General features: G+C 31.6%; 20 protein-coding genes and 2 tRNA genes. 6 read left to right on the top strand and 16 right to left on the bottom strand.

All coding sequences use genetic code 11. From position 1 onward, the window contains the following. Position 1 precedes the first annotated feature (1 nt). From porA to QZU90_RS06895, 3 genes are all read right to left on the bottom strand, one after another. On the bottom strand, positions 2 to 1,150 hold the full coding sequence (gene porA, locus QZU90_RS06905; RefSeq protein WP_296856336.1) for a pyruvate synthase subunit PorA: 1,149 nt from the start codon (positions 1,148 to 1,150) through the stop codon (positions 2 to 4). 102 nt (positions 1,151 to 1,252) lie between these two features. Next, on the bottom strand, positions 1,253 to 1,495 hold the full coding sequence (gene porD, locus QZU90_RS06900) for a pyruvate synthase subunit PorD (RefSeq protein ID WP_292789376.1): 243 nt from the start codon (positions 1,493 to 1,495) through the stop codon (positions 1,253 to 1,255). Between the two features lie 41 nt (positions 1,496 to 1,536). After that, the gene (locus tag QZU90_RS06895; RefSeq protein ID WP_296856333.1) at positions 1,537 to 2,040 is read right to left on the bottom strand and encodes a pyruvate ferredoxin oxidoreductase subunit gamma; all 504 of its coding nucleotides are present in this window, start codon (positions 2,038 to 2,040) and stop codon (positions 1,537 to 1,539) included. Positions 2,041 to 2,444: 404 nt separating this feature from the next. On the opposite strand from QZU90_RS06895, the gene QZU90_RS06890 reads away from it, so the two are divergent. After that, a complete protein-coding gene (locus tag QZU90_RS06890) occupies positions 2,445 to 2,762 on the top strand; it encodes a transcription factor S (protein WP_296856331.1) in 318 nt (105 codons plus the stop codon). Positions 2,763 to 2,893: 131 nt separating this feature from the next. On the opposite strand, the gene QZU90_RS06885 is transcribed toward QZU90_RS06890, so the two are convergent. The 3 genes from QZU90_RS06885 to QZU90_RS06875 all read right to left on the bottom strand — a co-directional run bounded on the left by QZU90_RS06885 (position 2,894) and on the right by QZU90_RS06875 (position 4,330). Next, positions 2,894 to 3,820: a hypothetical protein gene (locus QZU90_RS06885; protein ID WP_296856329.1), complete on the bottom strand. Its 927-nt coding sequence runs from the start codon at positions 3,818 to 3,820 to the stop codon at positions 2,894 to 2,896. A 337-nt stretch (positions 3,821 to 4,157) separates the two neighbouring features. After that, positions 4,158 to 4,230, bottom strand: a tRNA-Thr gene (locus QZU90_RS06880). A gap of 17 nt (positions 4,231 to 4,247) precedes the next feature. After that, positions 4,248 to 4,330 (bottom strand) — tRNA-Leu (locus QZU90_RS06875). A 287-nt stretch (positions 4,331 to 4,617) separates the two neighbouring features. Here QZU90_RS06875 and QZU90_RS06870 point away from each other — a divergent pair. The 3 genes from QZU90_RS06870 (at position 4,618) to QZU90_RS06860 (ending at position 6,950) form a co-directional block, all read left to right on the top strand. Next, positions 4,618 to 4,785 carry a 4Fe-4S binding protein gene (locus QZU90_RS06870; RefSeq protein ID WP_394350204.1) on the top strand — a complete coding sequence of 56 codons (168 nt, stop codon included), beginning with the start codon at positions 4,618 to 4,620 and terminating at the stop codon, positions 4,783 to 4,785. Positions 4,786 to 4,864: 79 nt separating this feature from the next. Further along, the gene (locus QZU90_RS06865) at positions 4,865 to 5,587 is read left to right on the top strand and encodes an adhesin (protein ID WP_296856328.1); all 723 of its coding nucleotides are present in this window, start codon (positions 4,865 to 4,867) and stop codon (positions 5,585 to 5,587) included. A 40-nt stretch (positions 5,588 to 5,627) separates the two neighbouring features. Next, the gene (locus QZU90_RS06860) at positions 5,628 to 6,950 is read left to right on the top strand and encodes an oligosaccharide repeat unit polymerase family protein (RefSeq protein WP_296856326.1); all 1,323 of its coding nucleotides are present in this window, start codon (positions 5,628 to 5,630) and stop codon (positions 6,948 to 6,950) included. Between the two features lie 1,130 nt (positions 6,951 to 8,080). On the opposite strand, the gene cbiQ is transcribed toward QZU90_RS06860, so the two are convergent. The 6 genes from cbiQ to QZU90_RS06830 form a co-directional block, all read right to left on the bottom strand. Further along, positions 8,081 to 8,911, bottom strand: coding sequence for a cobalt ECF transporter T component CbiQ (cbiQ, locus tag QZU90_RS06855; protein WP_295608142.1), 831 nt, complete (start codon positions 8,909 to 8,911; stop codon positions 8,081 to 8,083). Between the two features lie 413 nt (positions 8,912 to 9,324). Next, positions 9,325 to 9,618: a PDGLE domain-containing protein gene (locus QZU90_RS06850; RefSeq protein ID WP_292789358.1), complete on the bottom strand. Its 294-nt coding sequence runs from the start codon at positions 9,616 to 9,618 to the stop codon at positions 9,325 to 9,327. A 9-nt stretch (positions 9,619 to 9,627) separates the two neighbouring features. Beyond that, a complete protein-coding gene (cbiM, locus tag QZU90_RS06845) occupies positions 9,628 to 10,254 on the bottom strand; it encodes a cobalt transporter CbiM (protein WP_295608145.1) in 627 nt (208 codons plus the stop codon). A 475-nt stretch (positions 10,255 to 10,729) separates the two neighbouring features. After that, a complete protein-coding gene (locus tag QZU90_RS06840) occupies positions 10,730 to 10,930 on the bottom strand; it encodes a hypothetical protein (RefSeq protein ID WP_295608147.1) in 201 nt (66 codons plus the stop codon). 68 nt (positions 10,931 to 10,998) lie between these two features. After that, positions 10,999 to 13,014, bottom strand: coding sequence for a ferrous iron transport protein B (gene feoB, locus QZU90_RS06835; RefSeq protein ID WP_295608149.1), 2,016 nt, complete (start codon positions 13,012 to 13,014; stop codon positions 10,999 to 11,001). A gap of 58 nt (positions 13,015 to 13,072) precedes the next feature. Further along, entirely contained in the window at positions 13,073 to 13,306 is a 234-nt protein-coding gene (locus QZU90_RS06830) for a FeoA family protein (RefSeq protein ID WP_295608151.1), read from the bottom strand. Between the two features lie 634 nt (positions 13,307 to 13,940). Here QZU90_RS06830 and QZU90_RS06825 point away from each other — a divergent pair. Beyond that, on the top strand, positions 13,941 to 14,213 hold the full coding sequence (locus QZU90_RS06825; protein ID WP_295608153.1) for a DUF6110 family protein: 273 nt from the start codon (positions 13,941 to 13,943) through the stop codon (positions 14,211 to 14,213). Between the two features lie 107 nt (positions 14,214 to 14,320). Further along, entirely contained in the window at positions 14,321 to 16,489 is a 2,169-nt protein-coding gene (locus QZU90_RS06820; protein ID WP_296856322.1) for a heavy metal translocating P-type ATPase, read from the top strand. 137 nt (positions 16,490 to 16,626) lie between these two features. Here the strand turns inward: QZU90_RS06820 and QZU90_RS06815 are convergent, their stop codons facing one another. The 4 genes from QZU90_RS06815 to QZU90_RS06800 all read right to left on the bottom strand — a co-directional run bounded on the left by QZU90_RS06815 (position 16,627) and on the right by QZU90_RS06800 (position 22,066). Then, a complete protein-coding gene (locus tag QZU90_RS06815; protein ID WP_296856321.1) occupies positions 16,627 to 17,664 on the bottom strand; it encodes a type II secretion system F family protein in 1,038 nt (345 codons plus the stop codon). A 235-nt stretch (positions 17,665 to 17,899) separates the two neighbouring features. Beyond that, the gene (locus tag QZU90_RS06810) at positions 17,900 to 19,345 is read right to left on the bottom strand and encodes a CpaF family protein (RefSeq protein WP_296856319.1); all 1,446 of its coding nucleotides are present in this window, start codon (positions 19,343 to 19,345) and stop codon (positions 17,900 to 17,902) included. A gap of 45 nt (positions 19,346 to 19,390) precedes the next feature. Continuing rightward, the gene (locus QZU90_RS06805) at positions 19,391 to 20,641 is read right to left on the bottom strand and encodes a tripartite tricarboxylate transporter permease (protein ID WP_296856317.1); all 1,251 of its coding nucleotides are present in this window, start codon (positions 20,639 to 20,641) and stop codon (positions 19,391 to 19,393) included. 360 nt (positions 20,642 to 21,001) lie between these two features. Further along, positions 21,002 to 22,066: an NAD(P)-dependent alcohol dehydrogenase gene (locus QZU90_RS06800; protein WP_295608164.1), complete on the bottom strand. Its 1,065-nt coding sequence runs from the start codon at positions 22,064 to 22,066 to the stop codon at positions 21,002 to 21,004. Positions 22,067 to 22,310: the final 244 nt, after the last annotated feature.

Genomic DNA, 22,310 nt, shown 5'->3' with positions numbered 1-22,310 from the left:
ATTATTCATCCTCCTTTAAGCCTAACCAAGTAACTTCTTTTACTGGATTTTTAGTTAATTCTACAGCTTCTTCAATGTATTCAGGAACTACATCTCTTCCACCTAATCCTAAAATGAAACCGTAGGTTTCCTTGTGACATTTAGTTTTCAAGTCTGCGAAAAGAGCTCCTCCAATACCGAATGAGAAGTTTTTATCAAGTACAGCCAATTTATCTGCGTTTTTGGTAATTTCATCAATTTCCTCAAATGGGAATGGTCTGTAGGATCTGATTTTCAAGAGACCTACTTTTTCGCCTTTTTCTCTTAACTGGTCAACCACATATCTTACTGTACTTGCCATTGAACCCATACAGACTAAAATAATTTCTGCATCTTCACATAAGTAGCTTTCAGTCAATCCATATTCTCTTCCGAACTTTTCACCGAATTCTGCACCTACTTCCTTGATTACTTCCATTGACTTGTCCATAGCAACTTGCATGTCATGTCTTGCTTCTGTATAATATTCAGGGTCTGCAAAGTTACCTAAGGACATTGGCCTTTCAGGGTCAAGGTAAGCGAATTTAGGTACATATGGTTCAAGGAAGGTATCAACTTCAGCTTGTTCCAATAAGTCTACAGGTTCAACTGTGTGAGTTAAAATAAATCCGTCTAAACATACCATTACAGGTAACATAACTTCTTCATGCTCTGCAATTCTATATGCTTGAAGAATAGTGTCGAATCCTTCTTGAGCATTTTCCACATAAAGTTGAATCCATCCTGCATCTCTTTGTGCGATGGAATCTTGTTGATCGTTCCAAATGTTTAATGGAGCAGAAATTGCCCTGTTTGCATCTGCCATTACTATTGGAGCTCTCATACCTGCAGCTGCAAACAATATTTCATGCATTAACATTAAACCTTGAGATGAAGTAGCAGTAAATACTCTTACTCCTGCTTCGGAAGCTCCTAAAGTAGCACTAATTGCACTGTGTTCAGATTCTACTCTAATATACTCTGCATCCAAATCACCATCTGCAACGAATTGTGCGAGGTATTCAGATATGGTAGTTTGAGGAGTAATAGGGTAAACAGGAACAACTTGTGGTTTTGCTAACTTTACAGCTTCTGCAACTGCTCTATTTGTTGTCATAATTTCTTTTGCCATAAAATTTTCTCCACTCTTATTTTTTTATAATGATAGATTTTATCTATCCAATATCAACATAACAATAGAATAGCGCTTTATTTTAACATTTTAATAGCTTAGCTATTCTATTTCCATTTTAATAGCTTGAACTGGGCATTCTACTTTACAAATACCGCAACCTTTACAATAATCATAATCTATATCATGGTCTTTGTTTACACATCCTTCTGGACAGAACATGATACAGTTATCACAATCTACACAAGCTTCTTTATCAAGGATTGGTTTAAAAGTTCTCCAACTCCCTGTTTTGTTTTTACGTGTACTTCCAGGTTCACTAATTGCACATCCAATAGAAACCATTTAATCACCTTTCATAAATTAATAATTTTAAATACAGCCACCTAAGCCATATCGTAAGCTTTTTGAGCTGCTACTGCGTTTTTCTCTCCAATTGGACCTGGGAAAGTTTCCTTAATTACTTCAATAAGTGATTCAATACTTACTTCACCGGTCTTCTTAGCAAAGTATCCTAAAATAATGGTGTTTACAATGTTTACACCTAAAATTTCAAGTGCAATGCCTGTTGCATCCACATCAAATACCTTGTGACTTGCTGATTCAACCTTTTCATGAGTATTTATAATAACTTCACCATCTTCTTTCAATCCAGAATAAACATCGACAACACTTAAAAGACCATCGTCAAGAACTATCACATGATCAGGATTGTAAACCTGATATCTTAAATTGATAGGTTCGCTATCGATTCTGGTAAATGCCATAACAGGGGCCCCTCTTCTTTCTACACCGAAGAATGGGAACGCTTTAAATGCTGCTTTAGCTAAAATCTCTGCTGCAGTTACAGCACCTTGTCCTCCACGTCCGTGGAAGCGAATTTCAATCATTGATATTTCCTCCATTCTTTATATACGATAATTTAGTAAACATTGTATATACTATAACTTTTAATAAACATTGTATATAAATATGTTGATTTATCATGATAAATTATTACAAATTATTATTAATCGGAAAAAAATTGTCAGAGAAATATTGATGGTGATGAAAATATAGGATATTGATTGGAAAATTATAGGCAAAATATTGACAAAGTTAATAATAATATAAAAATTTATATTATAAAAAAATAATAAAGAAAGTAGTAAAATACTGAAGAATAATTTTTTTGAGAAATTTCATGAAATGTCATTGAAAATTATTGAATATTTCATGAAGAATTTTATAAATACCATTACAAATAATGATAAATTATACAAATTTATCACATTAATATCCTGGAGTTGAAATCATGAGATTCTGTCCTGATTGCGGTAAGATACTGATACCAAAAAACAATAAGCTGGAATGTGATTGCGGATATGTTGAAGAAATATCCGATGAAGCAATCCAAGAAGAGTATCAGTTTGAAGGAGAGCGAAAAAAAGAGGTTGGAGTCATCGTAACTGACAATAACAATGTTGCTCTTCCTACAAAAGAGATCACCTGCTATAAATGCGGAGGAACCAAAGGATACTGGTGGACAGTTCAAACAAGATCCGCTGATGAGGCTCCAACATATTTCATCAGGTGTGCAAAATGTGGAAATACCTGGAGAAGATCCAATTAAGATTAATAGATTTCTTAATTTATAAATAATTTTTTAATAATAAATTTAATTGATAAAAAAAGTAAAATATAAAAAAGAGAGAATAGGGAAAAACAATTAGTTTCCCTTTCTTTAATTTGAAAATAATAAACTTATTCTAAATCATCAAGAACATAGACATCTTGATAATCCTCAGAATCCCTATAATAATCATCTTGCTTAACTCTTTTTAAGATTCTTTTTTTAATAGGGTTATTAGGGTCATTAGGATTATTTACCAAAATGACTTCCTCTTCATAGAGTGGAAGAGGTTCCTGATTTCTATTAGAATCATGATTAGAGTTATTCATTCTACGATGAGGCCTATTGTAATGACTAGAATGATTATTGAAATTATGATTGAACTCTTCATCTTTATTAGAATTTCCTCCAAAGGAAGTGTCTACTTTTCTTGCATGAGGCTTTCTTGGCCTATGATTATTGATGAATTCATTTGATTTGAAATATTCATTATCTGAACCTATTAAGATATTGATTATCACAAGTGCCAATAAAATAACAACAATCAATGCAAACAATGAATCAAATGGAGCAAATACAGCATAGAATATCTTGGAAGTGATGCTTGAAATGTCCATAAGACCTCTTAAAAGCAACAATACCCCTACGATTAAAACAACAGTCCCGTTACGTTTATCGATATTGTTTGAATCAAAATACGGATAAGCTCCTAAAAGGATTAAACCGATTCCCATCAATCTGAACAAGTTATTTGATACAGCAGATTCCAAAATGTCAAAAATCATATCAAATCTGTAATGCAATGCAGAGAATAGGAATATCAATTCTATAATTCCTATGACTACTAATGGAAATATATAAACAATATCATTAGCCAATTTAGGTTTTCTCAAAGCCCCCTCCTCAATTTTCTCTTCAGAGTATCCTGAAAGCAATTGATAGAGAAATGAACTCAAAACAGATCCAATAATGGTACCGGAAACTCCTAAAAATGAAGTAAATAATGCTACAGTCCCTGAAATGAATGCTGCCATCATTATGTTAAAATGTTTAACCAAAGTATCACCCTATTTCTTGATTTCTAGTTTCAAAAATTCCATATATCTATTAATACTGCATTAATAGTGCATAATAACTGCAAATAAAATATGCACTTTATCATATTTAAATTGATTGATTATTAGATTAACAAGTTAATAATTATCACTCATTAATTCACATCAAATGGAAAATAAGAAAAAATAATCTAATGATTATAAAAAAACTTACAATTAGTATTTAAGGTATGATACCATGAAGTATGATACCTTAAATAGACTAATTTAAAAAAAACAACTTTCGTTGAAAAAAAATAAAAAAACTAATTAATCCTTTTTGAATTAATTAGAAAAAAAGAGCCTTAGGGGGGATTCGAACCCCCGACTTCTACCTTACCAAGGTAGCGCTCTACCGGCTGAGCCACTAAGGCAGTAAAAATTAAAAAAGTGCAAGGGAAGGGATTCGAACCCTCGTAGGTCTACACCAAAGGATCTTAAGTCCTTCCCCTTTGGCCGCTCGGGAACCCTTGCATAATAATTACAACAATATTATTTTGGACTTTATAATATATAAAGGTTATGGATAAGAAAAAATATTGTTAAAAAAACCAAGAAAAAAGCTAAAATAAAGGGAGTTAAAAATAAAATCATTGAAAAATTATCAAAAATTTACAAAGTTATATAAAGAAAAATGGTTATATCTTAAAATAGTATTAAATAAAACTTTATTAAAAGATAATAAATTATTAAATAAGAAATTCAATTAATTTTAATAATTTACAAAATTCACAAAAAATAATTTTTTATGAGGCGATATATTGATAGTTATTGATTTAGATGAATGTGGAGTTTGTGAAAAATGCATACCTGTTTGTCCAAAGGACTTGATTGAGAAAAAAGGATACACCATGGTCATTAAAGATGGATGTGATGACTGTGGAATATGCATGGATATGTGTCCTTTAGGCGCTATTTACGAGGAATAGCAAAAAATACTAATTTAAACAAATAATATTTAAAGAATAATATTTAAAAAAAATTTAAAAGTTATTTCAGGTTATGATTATGAAAAAGCCAGGGTTTTTAAATAAAATTACAATTATTGACATTTTAATAATTATCTGCATCATTGGTGCAGTAGGATTTGCCATTTACCATATGGTTGATGATGACTCAACAAAGGCTTCAGCAACTTCATTTGATTATTCAACCAGTCCTAAAATAATAGAAACTTATTTGGATTACTACAAGGATGGAAAGGTAGTTACAAGCACAATTGTTGGAACCGATGCTAAAACCGGAGAAGAGGTTGAATTGAATAGGAGAGTCCTATGGGTAGGAGAAGATGGAAATGGAAAGGCAAATGTCCTCATTGATGATAATGGCAAACCATTGCTTGCAGGATTCTACATAGACGTTCCAGATGCAGACTTACTTATCGATTCAATAAGCTTAGAATCAAATGGGGATTCCTACGAAAACCTCAAGGACATTACAGTTTCTCCAAAAGAAATTAATAATCTTAATGATTTGATCAGTGAAATTCCTAATGGAACACATTGTGAAATCAGTACAAGCATTTCTATAGATAATTTCGATAGTGTGAAATACCAAAAATTATTAAATGCCTTAAATGAAAATAAAAAACCTTGTATTGTCTTAAGGAATTCTCAAGTTAATACATTAGAAATCAATAGGGCCAATAAAACTGATTTGAAAATAGCAAGTGAAATATTAGGAGATTTCAAAGGGCAAACAAGCCCAATAAGACTCAGAACTTATAATTAACATATGATTAAAATAATAAAGTGGATAATAAAGTGAAAATATGAGTTTAATATATTCTATAACTAGCACAATTACTAGAGCTATAGAAGATATGATAAGCAAATCATTCTTATTTACACTCATTTTCAATATTCTCGAATTTATTGAAAAAGAATGGGTAAATAGCTATTTCAAGAGATTGTATCCTGGTGAAAACTTTTTATCCATTTTTAAAAAAAGCAAGATATTAAAATCTGAAATATTTTCACCGCTTATTGTTTTAGTTACATTTACACTTTTTTTACTGCTCGCAACAAACCCAGTTTCAAAAGACCTGCAAATGGTTTTAATCATTGCATTTATCTCATTTTTCATTGGATCAATCATATTTCCAAGATTTGTTTTGAATAATCAGAATAATGAGGAATTTAATAAAAACGATGAAAATAATAGAATACCATTGTTTGATACAAAAGACGTTTATTCAATTGGTTTTTGCCTTACATTAATTGGAATCATATTCCTGTTTGTAAGCATTGCATCTGTGGGAGGATTGCCAATATTGAAATCCTCTTTAAGATATTCACTAAAGCCTATATTCACAATGCCTGTATTCCTAGTGATTCCAGGGGTAGGGCTTATTGCATCACACCGATTGAATCAATATAAAACCGGTGAAATCTCAAGAAGCCAAGTGAGATTCAGATTCCTAATTTTAACATTAATAGGCATCATAACTGTTCTTACACTCGAATACAGAACCCCAATCATTGCAATTCTTCTCATGATGATCATCATTGCATATTACGGAGAGATATTATCAGTTTGGGAAGTGATTATTGGAGCATTGATTGGAGTTATTGCAATTATGGGAATCGGTTATTTAAGGTCATTAAATGAGCTTGCAATAAGTTCAAACACCAGCATATTCTCTACCTTGGAAAGTAGGGCAAACTTTACAATGCATGTATTGAACCTATTAAATCAGATTTCAGGCAATTTCGGATTATTGCACGGTAAAATGATAGCAAGTGCTATGCCCGGAAGTGATCTTGGACCTAGAATGATTGTAGGTAAATTAATAGCTTGGAGAACTGAAGTAACTGTAACTCCTACTTTATTAGGCCAGATGCTAGTTGACTTCGGTAAAGTTGGCGTTGCTATCGAGATGTGCTTGCTCGGATTCATTTTAGGAACAGGATATAAAATAATTAAAATCACTAAAGACACATTTTATATTGCAATATACAGTTTAATATTGACTTATTCCATCGTAGGAGTGGAAACTGGAATATTGGATATACAGATCTTATTCTACTTCTTTATAATATCATTTATCTATTTAGCAGCTATTTTAAAAGATAAAGGGATTAAAATTTATTAAAAAAACTATTTTTATTAAAATTATTATCATCATTATTAGAAAAAGATAAAAAAGGATAAAATCCATCAAAAAAAACTATTTTTAGAATATGATAAGAATAAAATAAATTTAAAAAAATAAAAAAAGAAAAAGTCATTCATAGCAAAGCTATGAACTCATTTTGGAGGTTGAGTTAAAACAATTTCTTGAAATTATTTCACTTTGGAGATTAATAATCTTGTAGTTGGACCCTGAATCTTACATTTTTGAGAGCGATTATATGCAGAAGAAAATGATGTGTGTTTTATGTAAAACTCATTAACTAAAATTAATAATAAATTCTAAATTCAAGAGATTTGGATTGTTATGATTAAACTAATACTATGTACAATTACTTGAATTTAGGAATTTATCATTAACAAGATTATTACAGATTTTTATTCAATAACACAATAATTTAGGTATGCCTAAATTTATTGTTAATTATAGATTTGTCTTCATAGTATATAAACCTTTCTAAATTTTTAGGTTTACCTAAAAAATAATAATCATATTAAAAAAAAAAAAAAAAAAAAAAAAAAAAAAAAAAAAAAAAAAAAAAAAAAAAAAAAAAAAAAAAAAAAAAAAAAAAAAAAATAAGAAACTAAAAAAAATGATCAATTAAAAAATTAAAAAATTAAAAAAATAAACAGAATAAAATAAGAGGCAGTACATAGCATACCGGGGATTAAAGAACGCTATGTACTTATTTGGAGATTGCTAAATAACGATTAAGTTATTTTAAAATGGTTCTTGAAATCTTAAAAAGTTCTTATTAATTCCCAAGAATTTCATTTATAGAGAGCGATTATAACAGAAGAAAATGACGTGTTAAAATTCTATTGAAGCCAATAATAATAATCTAAAGAAAGGGAGGAAGATAATTAAATGTAATTAAAGAAAACTTTAGATTATTATTGGTCGAACTAATAAACAACAAAATTTAAGATTTTCGAGAAACAATAAAATTTAGGTGTGCCTAAACTTATTGTTAATTATAGGTTGTTCTTTATAATATATAAATGTTTCTAAATTTTTAGGCATACCTAAATATTTATGATGATAAAAAAATTTGATGAAAAAACTTGAAAATGTAAAAAATGAATTAAAAGTTATAATGATAAGGAAACTCCCAAATAAGCCAAATTAGGGGAATAGAACACTACAAGCAATTGCAAAACAATTATTATGCCAATGATTATAGCCAAATAAATATATTCAGATTTGCCAATGATTGTCTTTGCATGATACAAATTGGAATTGTCTGAAAAGCATCTGCTTGCCATACTTAAATAAATGGTTTCTCCTTTTTCATAGGCCTTTAAAAACATCATGGCTATGCTGTATCCCACCTGCTTAACTCTCCATTTGTATGAAATGTTTTTATTAAATGGGTCAAAGTTTCTTGATGTCATTGATTGCCTGATGTCCCTTAATTCATCCACAAAGATAAACAGGAACCTCACCATAATTGTTAAAATCATAGCAAGATCTCTTGGCATTCCAAGTTTTCTAAAGGATTGGACCACTTCTTGCATAGGAGAGGTAGATGAAAGGATAACAATAGCTGTTAAACAAACAATCAATCTAGCAAATAAAAGAACAGTCCAATTTAAACCAGTATCTGTTATAAACAACCATGAATAAGGACCCTGCCAAATGATATTTCCAGGGTGTATGAATGGTTGGAAAGCTATGACAAAACCACCGAATGGCAAAAGAAGGAGAACTCTCTTAAAGCTATCCTTAAATGACAATTTAGCCAAATACATAACAATGAGTAAAAAGCATTCCAATACGATTGGAACTATCAGCCTATCTGAAAAAACAGCAAAAAGAATAATGAGCAAAATGGCAACAAGCTTAACCCTACCCTCCAGATTATGGATAATGGAATCCCTGGAAGCTATGAATTCTAATGATCTTACTTGTTCTATTGCCATTTTATCTACCATTATGTATTGAAATAATTATTAATTATAATTTGAAAATTGAATAAAAATTTAATTAAATAAAAGTTAAATTAAATTAAAATTAAATAATAAAATTTATAATATAACTATTGGCTTTTAATTATAAATATTTATTCATTTAAATCGATAATTATTACTAATTTGCCAAAATAAGCCCAAAAAGTATTACTTTAAGCGAATAAAAGAAAAGTATTACTAATTGAGTGAAAAACAGCAAAAGAGTATTACTAATTGTAAATTAAGGAAAGTTTTGTAAAATTTTTAAAAAGAAGAAATGAATAGAAAAAGAGAAAATCCTGGACATGAATTAATGATAATCCGTATCCAAGACCCTTTTCTTAATTTAAAATACAAGAGATTTTAAATTATTCTAACCAAAAGAATTAGTTAGATTTTTTTAATGCATAACCTATACCTAAACCAAGAACAAGTGTAATCAGTCCTCCGAATATTAAAACACCGATTTCGCCTAATTTGTCTAAAGGCTCATAGGTATAGTCTGGGAATGGTGACTCCATAACTGGAGCTTCAACATCTTCACCAACTGCTGCATCTTCAGCAGATTTTTCTAATCCATCCGGATCGCCAGATGCGATGTAAGGAGATAATACTGCTAAAGCAATACAAAATATAATCCCTACAACAATTAAATATTTATCACTTTGACTTAATTCCATATTATCACCCTATTCTCTGTTCCATGCCAATAGGTCTGGTCTGAATTTTTCAAGAGCATAAAGAACAATTACAGTTAATACACCCTCGATTATACCAATAAATGCATGGTAAAGTGCCATAGAAGCAATTCCTACAGTCAATGGGAAAGTTCCTGCAATAGCCATTTCAATTGCAGCTACAACTGCTGCAACCAAGGTTGCAAGCCATGCTGCTACAAATGCAGAAGGATATTTGCCAATGATGCCTTGTAATCCTTTAAAGGTGTAAAGACCTACGAATCCTCCAACAATTGCCATGTTGAGTACATTTGCACCTAAAGCAGTGATTCCTCCGTCACCGAAGAATAAAGCTTGAATAAGCAATACTGCAGTGAATACTAAAATAGCAGCTTCAGGAGCCATGAATACAATAGCCACTAATGCTCCACCAACCATGTGCCCACTGGTACCAAATGGAATTGGCATGTTCATGGACATGATTGCAAAAATACCTGCAGCCAATACTGCAAGCAATGGTATACGTTTTTCATCAAGATTAGCTCTTGCCCATTTTCCAGCAAAGTACAATGCAATAATTAAGATTACATAGTAGATTGCACATTGGCCAAGAGGTATAAAACCATCAGGTATATGCATATTATTTTTCCTCCATTTTTAAGTTTGAATATAATCACACAATATCACTTTTTATAATCTTATAAAAATCAATTGGAGTAATACTCATTATTACCCTATGAATTTTGAGTGAATTGATTTTTTTAATAAGTATTTAAAAAGTAATACATTTTATAAAATTATTATCTCATCAGTAATACTAAAGTAATACTTTTTGTAAATTTTTCAAATTTGAAAGTAATACTTAAACCCATTATTTAGAGTTTATTTTACTAATAAAGACAATAAAGTAGTCAATTTTTAATAAAAATTGATTAAACAATATAATATTTAAAATAAAACTATATAAATGTTTGTTTAGTATTACTAATCGTTTAAAATCAGTTAAAATGGTAATACTAATTTTGAAAAATTGAGAGAATACTTAAAAATAGCTATAAAAAATTGGATAGAAAATTAGATAAGAAGAGCATGAAATTATGAAAAAATAGAAGAATTATATTTTTGCCCTTGCCTTAAAAGCTCTTAATTTATTTTGAAGTTTTGAAATGTAATCAAATTCCTTTTCATAAGAGAGTGAATTTCCATATCCGCATCTTGGACAAATTGCCTTATTGCAACCTTTGCATTGTCCACAGCTTCCACATGATCCTCCTTTCATAGGATCAAATTCAAAGCCACACATTCTACATTGCATGATATCACCTAAAATAAAAAAAATAATTAAAAATTGATCTTATTAAAAAAATAAAAATTAGAATTGGGTTAACCCAATCCTAATCCCAGTCCTACCATATATACTATGAAAGCAACCACATATGCAGTCACTAAAGTGACTCCAGACATGATCAATGGATATTTCCATCCACCGGTTTCCTGTTTGATTGCCCCGAGAGCTGCGAAACAAGGAATATAAAGCAATACAAATACCATAAATACATAAGCTGTAAGTGGAGTGAATATTCCATGCATTGCTGCGGCGATTCCGGCTCCCTCCTCGGCAACTCCAAATAGCGAACTGAATGTACCTACTACAACCTCCTTAGCAACAAGACCAAATGCCAATGCTACAGCAGGTTGCCATTCGCCGAATCCTAATGGAGCAAATACTGGTGCGATTACAGTACCGATAGTACCGATAGCACTTTCTTGAGATCCGTATTCTACTCCTGCAGGGAAGTAACTTAACATCCAGATTACAATACTTGCAACAAGAATAATGGTACCTGCCTTTTTAATGAATCCCCAGGATTTTTCAAGGGTGTGCATTAAGATACCTCTGATAGTAGGCAATTTATAGTCAGGCAATTCCATTACAAATGGAGCGGACATTTCCTTAAATGTGGTTTTTCTTAATATGAATGCAACAATTACTGCTACAATTATACCAAGCACATATAATGATAAAATTACAAGGCTTTCATTAGCTGCGAAGAATGCACCAACCAATAAGAGGTATACTGGCATTCTAGCGGAACAGGACATGAATGGTACAATTAACATAGTGATTAATCTGTCCTTTTCGTTTTCCATGGTTCTGGTTGCCATAATACCTGGCACTCCACAACCGAATCCTAAAAGCATAGGGATAAATGCCTTACCATGCAATCCAACAAACTTATGCATAAGCTTGTCCATAACAAATGCTGCTCTTGCTAAGTAACCGCAATCTTCAAGGAAACTGATAATCAAGAACAATAGGATAATTTGAGGCAAGAATACAAGTACCCCACCTACTCCTCCAATGAGTCCATCAACAAGGAAGGATGAAAGCATGGTTTCACCAAGGGAAGCGATAACGAACTCACCAAGCATTCCAAAGAGCTCATCAATCAAGTCTTGGAAAGGTGCACCAAATGTAAATACAATCTCAAACATTGCATACATTATAACTAGGAAAATCGGGAACCCTAATATTCTGTTAGTAATGATCTTATCGATTTTTTCACTGATGGTTACTTTCAAATGGTCAGGTTTTGAAAGGGATTCCTTTAATAAACCATCAATGAATGCATATCTTGCATTTGCAATAACTTCTTCACTGCCTTCACCAAAAATGCCTTCTAAGTGGTCTTTGACCTTTTTGGTTTCAGCTTGAATGTTATTCCTTTTTGAAGACCCTTCAATTTTCTCTTCTACAATCTCATCGTTTTCAAGCAATTTGATTGCAATCCAAGATGAAGGAACGTCCAATAAATTCTTATCTTCTTCTATAACAGCCTGAAGCTCAGCGATATGTTCTTTAAGTTCATTGTTATAAACCAACCTTTCAGTAGTGTTCACTGGGTTTTGAGCTGCTTGTTCAACAGTTTTGAGTAATTCTTCCTTACCGGTATCACTATTTGCTTCAATCTCAACTACAGGAACTCCTAATAATTCAGAAAGCTTATTCGCATCAATGGTATATCCCTTGTCTTGAGCATACTTATTCATGTTTAAAGCTACAACCAAATTAGCTCCAAGTTCCATCATTTGAACAGTGAGATACAAGTTTCTCTCAATGTTTGCTGCATCTATGATGTTTACAATCACATCAGCGTCTTCATCTACGATGAAGTCTCTTGATACAATCTCTTCCATAGAATGAGCACTTAAAGCATAGTTACCAGGTAAATCTATTACTTCAACTTCATTGCCATTATGCTTATAATGACCTTTTGCTTGTGCTACGGTTTTACCAGGCCAATTACCTACATGTTGGTTTAAACCAGTTAAAGTATTGAATAAAGTGGTTTTTCCTACATTAGGGTTACCTGCTAAACCTATCTTAAGATTTGCCATATTTATACCTTTAAAAATTCAATAAATATAAAAATAAATTTGAAAAATAATAGAAGAATTACACTTCTATTTCAATGTTTTTAGCTTCCTCTTTTCTGAGACAAACAGAGTATCCTTTTACCTTAACTTGAATAGGATCTCCAAGAGGTGCCACTTTTTCCACTTCTACATCTGCACCTTTTACAAAGCCCATACCAAGCAAATGTCTTTTTAATTCCAAGTCACCACCGGAACCATAAGAAGCTAAAACTCCAGTTTCTCCAGATTTGAGTTCGTTTAATTTCTTTATCATTTATATAACCTCTTAAGAAATTTATAAAATAAATATCATGTCTGATAAATTACCGATAACAAATTTTAGAGCTTTTAGAATAATCTTTCTCTAAAAAATATATCAATAAAAGTAGGAAATTTAGGTATACCTAAACCAATGTTAGATGAAATCTCATTATTTTGAGGTATTTTGTAGTTTAATTAAAATTTTTAAATTTTGTTTTAAAAATGGGGATATTTTTAAAATAAAATGTATTGCTTTTTAAAAATATTCTTGGATTGTTAATTAAAATGAAAATAAAAAGATTACCCTACATAGATTAATTAGGTATACCTAAAACCTAATATTATTTTTGTTTTCATAATATATAAAGTTTAGGTTTACCTAATTAAATCTATGAAATATTGGTGAAAAATAATAAAAAAATTAAAACAAGGAAATGGCCCCAATAAACAAAACAAAAGACAACAAAAAAGAAAAAAAATATTTATTATATATATTTAATATATTTAATTATATAAATATGTTTATTTAGGTAAACCTAAACATTTAAATAAAAACAAGTGAAGATATAATAATAGAATCTGAATAGTGAAAGTTTGCAATGGTGAAAATTTACTTATTCAGATTAAAAATTAAAAATGGTGATAAAATGTATGAAGAAATTAAAGACAAAACTTTTGAACATAAGCACGCATTGATTTTTGTAGGAGGAATAGCTGCTGCAATGGTAGGTAAAAAAATCTTGGAATCAAAAACCACTAAAGACTATGCTGCAAAAGGTATGGCTAAAGTTTTAACTTGCAAAAGTGAACTTGAAGAATCAATTCAAGACATTAAGGATAATGCAGAAGACATCCACACCGATGCAAAAGCTGCAAAAAAAGAAGCTGTATGCGTTGATGTGACTGCTGAAGATGAATAAATAAATTATAAAGATATTGGACAGGCAAATCTAATAAATTAATAAATTAATCAATCAATAAATTTTATAATTTTTATAAATTTTAAAAATTTATTCAATTCAGAGCCATGATTTACGATATAGTATACGATAAGGGCACTCGATTAAGAGTGCGTGCAGGTAAAGAAGCATTTACCAAAGAAGAAACTTATGGCTTAAGTGAAACCTTGCTTGAATATGCATTCATAGATGAAGTAAACATTTCCCATAGGAATGGAAGCATATTAATAAATTATAATGATATTAGTAAAAAAGATGAAATACTTCATATTTTGGATAAAATTTCTCAAGCAGATCTTTACGAAGGAAAGGCTACAGACAATATAAGTTTAGCTGAAATATCAAATGATTTCTTTTTCAGATTATCTAAACATGTCTTAAAAAGGTATCTCTTTAAAATTATCTTGCCAATACCATTTAGGAAAATGAGAATGCTCTATCGCGCTACTCACTACCTATACCATGGATTAGATAGTTTAACCAGTTTTAGAGCGGATGTTGCACTTCTTGATGGAACTGCAATAGCTGCATCATTAATTACTCGAAACTACAAGTCTGTAGGTTCAATGATGTTCTTATTGTCTATTTCAGATATGCTAGAGGACTATACAATGCAAAAAACAAAAAGCACTTTAAAAAGTAGCTTAGCATTGAATATTGATAGCGTATGGAAGGCTGATGTTGATGATGAAGGAAATGAAATCGAAAGTCAATTCCCATTGTCTGAGATCAAAAAAGGAGATAAAATAAGAATAAGAACTGGTGCAATCATCCCTGTTGACGGGGTTATTGCAGATGGGGATGCTATAATCAATGAGGCCTCAATTACTGGAGAATCATTAGCCGTGCATAAGAGTGAAGGAAAAGCTGTTCATGCAGGAACCGTTGTTGAGGAAGGGTCAATAGTCATCGAAGTTCGTTCAGTGAACGATGAAACCAGATTGAATAAGATCATCGATATGATTGAAGATTCTGAGGAATTGAAGGCAAGCATTCAAAGCAAGGCAGAAAAATTAGCTGACTCAATTGTGCCTTATAGCTTGCTTACAACAGCATTGACCTATTTGCTTACAGGAAACACCACTAAAGCTTTAGCTGTACTGATGGTGGATTTCTCATGTGCAATTAAGTTAACAACTCCGATTTCAGTCATCTCTGCTATGAAAGAGGCATCAGACAATAGGATGATGGTTAAAGGTGGAAAACACTTGGAAGCATATGCCAATGCAGATACCATAGTATTCGATAAAACAGGAACCTTGACTAATGCCCATCCAGTTCTTGAAAAGGTCATCCCATGCGGAAAATACGAAAGGGATGAAGTATTAAGAATTGCTGCATGCATCGAAGAGCACTTTGCACACAGCGTAGCAACAGCCATTGTGAAAAAAGCTGAAGAAGAAGGATTGCACCATAAAGAGGACCATAGTGAAGTGGAATACATCGTTGCACATGGTATCTCAACCACATATGATGGCAAGAAGGCAATCATTGGAAGCAGACACTTCGTAGAGGAAGATGAAGGCATTAGGTTTACCAAGAAGCAACAAAAGCTTATTGAAGAGAATATAAAAGAATATTCAGTTATCTATCTTGCAATAGGCAAGAAACTTCAAGGAATCCTTTGCATTTCAGACCCAGTAAGAGATGAAGCTCATGATGTAATCAGCCAACTTAAGGAATTAGGCATTAGCAATGTAGTCATGTTAACTGGTGACAGTGAAAATGCAGCAAATAAAATAGCTAATGATTTAGGCATTACACAATACAGGTCACAAGTTCTTCCAGAGGATAAGGCAAGCATCATTCAAGAACTAAAAGATGAAGGCCATCAAGTCATTATGGTTGGAGACGGAATAAACGACTCACCGGCATTATCTGCTGCTGATGTATCAGTGGCAATGAGAAACTCATCAGATATTGCAAGGGAAGTTGCAGACATTTCCCTACTTTCAGATGACTTATATGATTTAGTTACTCTTAGAAAGCTCTCAACTGGAATGCTTGATAAGATAAATACCAATTACAGACACATTGTAATGTTCAATGGATCTTTAATTGGACTTGGATTGCTTGGAATCATTCCACCTACTACAACTTCATTGCTCCATAACTTGTCTACAATGTTATTTGGACTTAGAAGCACTAAATCTGTTTTAGGTGAGGAAGAGCCAGTAGTCATTGACACTCAAGTTGTAAGCAATCAAGATGCATTGATTGGTGAAGCTGCCAAATAAAATTTAAAAACATTATGTAAATTTTAGATAAATTTCTATAAATTTACATTTTTTTATTATTTCAACTTTTTTTTATCTGATTAAATTTTTTATTTCAACAACATTTTTTACTTATTTTAAGGGCATTTTTTAACAAATCAAATTTTAGGCTCTAATTTTTTTATTGCAAGAGCCAAAAAGACAATTATCATAGGGAAAAATACAGAGTATAAAACCAATATCAAATCACCAGGCACCAAATCCCCTATCACTACAGATGCCGCAAGTAACATTGTCAAAAGAATGACCGGTGCTAAAATAGCTAAAAAAGTATAAATCATAACAAATGCATTCAACTTTTCACTATACTCCTTCAATTTCATTCTGATGTCAAAGTTTACATCATCTGCAATTATGCTTAATGAATTGGATAAGTTTGCTCCAATCCTCAAACTTGTTAGAATTTCATATATTGTCCTTGACAATGCCTTTGAATCAACTCTTTTTTCAAGATTTAAAAATGCATTTTCTGTACTTTCCCCATATTTGATCTCTTCAAGGACTCTTGAAAACTCTAAAGACAAAATGCCATAATCTGAACTTGCAACAGAATCCAATGAATCAAACAAGCTCCTGCCAGACCTAAGTTCAGTTGCCAATTGCCTTAATGCATATGGGAGCTCCTTTGAAAATGAAGCATATTCATTTTGTTTTTTAATCTTGGGATAATAGAATATTGAAAGTGCAATCAATAGAATGGAAATGAAAATAGCTAAACCTAATTCTAAAGATATGAAATAGCTGATTAAAGCCACGATTAGTGTTAGAATAGAGAAGGTCATTGCAATAATTCTTAAAATGGAATTATAAAAATTAGATTCGTCAATTTGAATATAATTGTTATTTAGTAAAACATCGATCAATTTTTCCCGAATAGCTTCTAGAAAATTATCTTCATTTTGATTACTCCTATTTTCCATCATCTCTTCATTTTCATAACTTGTACTTTTCAAACTACTGAAAATATTTTGAGAATCATTAGATGAATTGAATCCATTGATAGATGATTCCTTTGAATATCTGTTTTCCAATTCCTCAAAGATGCTATCATTTTTTAAGAAATCATTAAACTTAAAAATTCCATTATCCATTAAATTGATTTTATCTTTAGAATCATTTTCATTATTTGAATCCATCCCATTATCCCAATTGTTTTTATTATGAAATTTATCCAAAATGAAAACAATGAAATCAATGACTTTTATGAAAAAACTGATTAAAAGATCACTTAAGTGAATAAAAAATTCATCTAAAATAACAATCACCATCATCTAAAAATTAAGTAAAAGAATAAAGTAAAAAATGAAAAGATAATTAACTATCAAAATATTAAAAATACGTCTAAATAAAATGAAAATTTTATAAGAACTATTAATCTAATCCAACACCAATCTTATTTAATACATAGTCTGAATTGAGATAATAAGTTTCAAGAATTTTAGATATATCTTTTTGGGAAGATATGTTATTTTTTACCAAATAGTTCAAAACCACTTGTCTCTTTTTCCATTCTTCATTCAATTTAGAGATATGAACTCCCTTGAGATTAGCCATTTCCTCCAATGTTTTGCTGACTATTGTCAAGTTTTTGAATTCATCCCTTTCACTATCCCACTGGAACAATTTGCTCAACTGAATTGTTCCCTCTTCCATACCTGTAACTTCTGCAATCTCTGTAATTCTCCTATATGAAATTCCATCTGATCTGTATATTCTCTTTTCCATGATAATAAAATCAATTGACGAAACCATTATTTTGGGAACATTCATTGGAGCATTTGTAAGTCTTGTAATGGTTTCACGTGAATTGTTTGCATGCAATGTTCCAAAGCCTGAATGTCCAGTATTCAATGCAGTGAATAGTGTGATTGCCTCATTTCCCCTAACTTCTCCAACAATAATTCTGTCTGGCCTTTGCCTTAATGCATTTTTAACCAAATCCTCAATTGTTATCTCTCCCTGATTTTCAATGTTTACAGTTCTTGCTTCCATTCTGATTATGTGATTATGTGGAATCTGAAGCTCCAAAGTGTCTTCGATTGTGATTATTCTCTCCATTGGATTGATGAATATTGAAAGTGCATTAAGAAGTGTTGTCTTTCCTGAACTTGTTCCTCCCGATACAATGATATTTGCAGGCTTTACTCCGAGTCCATCAACACATAACCATAAGAATGAAGCCATTTCACTATTCAACGTGTTGTATCTAATCAAGTCAACAATAGTCAATGGGTCTTTCTTGAATTTACGAATGGTTATTGTAGGCCCATTTGCAGATAATGGAGGAATCGTTGCATTAACTCTAGAACCATTTGAAAGCCTTGCATCAAGAATTGGAGATTGCTGATCTATTCTCCTATTTGTTTCACGTGCTATTGAATCAATGATGTTTGTAATCTTTTCCTCATCTTCAAAGAATAGGTCAGTTTCCATCATCCCATATTCCCTATGATAAACAAAAACAGGTTTATTTACACCAATGACCATTATTTCCTCCAGATTATCATCTTCAATCAATGCACTTAATTCCCCATATCCAATAAGTTCCTTAAGCATATTCCTTGCCAAATTTTCCTTGTAATCATAATCAAATCTATTCTGCAACCTATTTTCCAAAAAACGGATTATGTCCTTTAATATCAATTCCTCATTAAATGAAGACATCTTCTCTGAAATAGCTAAATCTATGAGATTTTCCCTTAACTCTTCTAATATGAACTTTTCCTCATCTGAAAAGTTGAATTTCAAGACATTGTATCTTGGAATCAGATTATCATTTTCATCTTCCTTAGCATTATGTATTGAATTCATTTCCATCAAATCACCAAATCATGTTAAAGAGCGAATTATCCATTTAATTCACTAAATGTACATCTGCATGTAAATTATTATAGCAGGCAAGATTAGAACTCCCATCAAATGTGATTTGCTTACTCCCAAATAATGTGGAAGCAAACCCATTGCAGTGGTTGTAATCAATGCAAGTGTCAGATATAAAATTGGTCCTTTGTAGATTATTGCAAAAGCGTACAGAATTGCTATCATCAATAAAATCACGGCTATTGAAAGCTTTTTATAATCTATTCCCTGCATGAGATTTGAAAAGCTGTCCCCTAATTTCAAGCAGATTATCAAAGATATTGAAACTGCAATTAAAGAAGCAAAAGTGAATATCAATAAATGTGATAAAGTGAATTCTGAAATCAAATAGGACATATATACAGCAATTCCGCTCCGTGGATTACCAATCAAATAAATAGCTATGAGTGAGAAGAGAGTGTCTGAAGTGTTTAATCCACTATTAGCCAGCAAAAAATTCTTTGTATCATCACTGTCATCACTTGTTCCACATGCCCCTTGTGCTATAATGCTTCCTTGAGCAGGACCGAATCCTGGTAAAAATCCTAAAATAGCTCCAGCAGTTCCACCTGCAAAGATGCTTTTGATTGCATCCATATCAATTTCCAAATCATAAAATCTGTTTTGATGAGGAATTGAAGAGCTATCATTTAAACTAAATAAAATTGTACTGATCCCAAACAAACCACTAAAGGTGCACATTAAAGAGATTCCTGAAGATATTGGGGTTTGAAGCATTATCCAACCTAATATACCGGATAAAACAAAAAGGAGGAGGGACCATAGAAAAGCAATATTTCCTGAACTTAATTTATGAATCATATATACTGATACTACAGTCAAGATAATCCATGTATATGGTTTGGATATTCCTTGTAGAAAGGGGAGTGCTACTGCAAAGAAAGGCATCATGATAATCACTACAAGAATTGCTCCAAACCCACCAACAGAAACGATGCGAATAGCTTCTTTAGATCTTCCTTCTAAAACCATCCTATGACCTGGAAGAATAGATGTAGCAGTTCCTTCCTCTGGAACTCCAAGAAGCATTGATGGAACAAATTCGATTAGGGCATGGGCTATTGACATTGCTACAAATATTACACATAAGAATTCTGCAGATATGTAATTCAATAATAATGTGGAGGACGCAAACATTATAGCACCTGCAGTGTTTACATGTATCCCTGGAACCATCCCTGTACAGGTTCCTATACCAATGCCAATAAAACATGCCAAAATCAAATCGAACATATCATTTACACCAAATTTATTTTGCTTATTTAAGCAGTTTCAATACAATACTTAATTTATAGGAACTTATATTTAAATTAAGCAGTTAAAAATGGATTAAATATAAAAATAAGGTTATAAAACTAATATTACAATGAAAAATTGATTTTAAATTGAAAAAATTAAATTATAATGAAAATTATAATGAGTTAATAAAAAAGCATTGAAAAATTGATATTAAAAGTAGATGATATAATAAAAATAAAATAGAAAAGTAAAAAAAGCAAAAAAAGTAAAAGAACTAGTTAAGAGAATTTACTCCCAACTAGTGATAAAAATTTTGGTCCAGGTTTTGCAGCCCGAAGGGCTGGAAAAGCTGGGTTAATCATCTAAAATAACAGCTGGTTTAATTAAGTCACGTGGTTTGTCTCTCATTAAAATCATAGCTTCTTCGATGTCATCAAATTTGTCGAATTTGTGAGTGATTAATTTGGATGAGTCGAAACGGCCATATTCAACAAGATTTGCTAATTTTTCCATTCTAGCACGTCCACCAGGACATACTCCACCACGAATAGTCTTGTCAGCAAGTCCTTGACCCCATGAAAGACCGTCGATAGGGATGGTTTCAATACCGTCATAGTGCAATACGTTACCGATAATACCACCGACTTTAAGTACGGATAAAGCTTCAGAAAGGGTGTCTTTTCCTCCTCCCCCGATTACTACTTTGTCTACTCCTTTTCCATCGGTTAAGTCCATGATTTGATCTACTGTGTTACCGTTGTGGTAATCTACAATATCATGTGCACCATATTCTTTAGCTACTTTAATAGCTGCTGGACGACTTCCTACAGCAATAAGATGGGAAGCACCCATAATTTGTGCACCAGCGAGTGACATAAGACCTACAGGACCGATACCGAAACAAGCGACTGTATCACCAGGTTTAATCTCTGCAAGTTCTGCAGCATAGAAACCAGTAGTCATCATGTCTGAAATCATTACAGCTTGTTCTAAACTTACATGTTCAGGCAAGTGTGCTAAGTTTGCATCAGCTTGGTTTACATGGAATTGTTCTGCAAATACACCATGCTTGAAGGTTACAAAGCTCATACCTGTTCCCATACCGTAACAGTGTTGGGAGAATCCTTGTTCTGCTGGAACAGTTAACCAGTCAGGAGTGATAGCAGGTACAATTACACGGTCTCCAGGTTTGAAGTCTTTGACTTTGTCCCCTACTTTAACTACTTCAGCAGTAGCTTCGTGTCCTACTACACGGTTAGGTGCATCACTCATATATGCATGACCCCATACAATGTGTACGTCTGAAGTACATGGTGCCATAGCTAAAGGTTTACAAATTGCGTCGTAAGGCCCACATTCATCGAGTTCAATGTCAACCCAGCCGAGTACGTCTTGTTCGATTCTTGCCAATCCTCTCATTTTTATATCTCCTAAATAATTATTTAAGAGTTGATCCATTTCTGGAATAAGCTGGAAATAATCATCTCTAATAATTATTTTAGTTAACTAATTATTTAAATCTTTATATAAATTTTGAATAGTTTTCAGTAAAATAATAATAAACCTAGTTAAACAACTAAATAAAATAATTAAAAATACATATTGTTTAATAAATTATTAAAATTATAATTAATTGTCTAATCAAAAGAATAAAAATATAACA

Origin of the sequence: uncultured Methanobrevibacter sp., assembly GCF_902784195.1 — an archaeon.
Taxonomy (GTDB): domain Archaea; phylum Methanobacteriota; class Methanobacteria; order Methanobacteriales; family Methanobacteriaceae; genus Methanobrevibacter.
The sequence above is the reverse complement of the archived record's forward strand: the minus strand, read 5'-3'. Positions and strand labels throughout refer to the sequence as shown.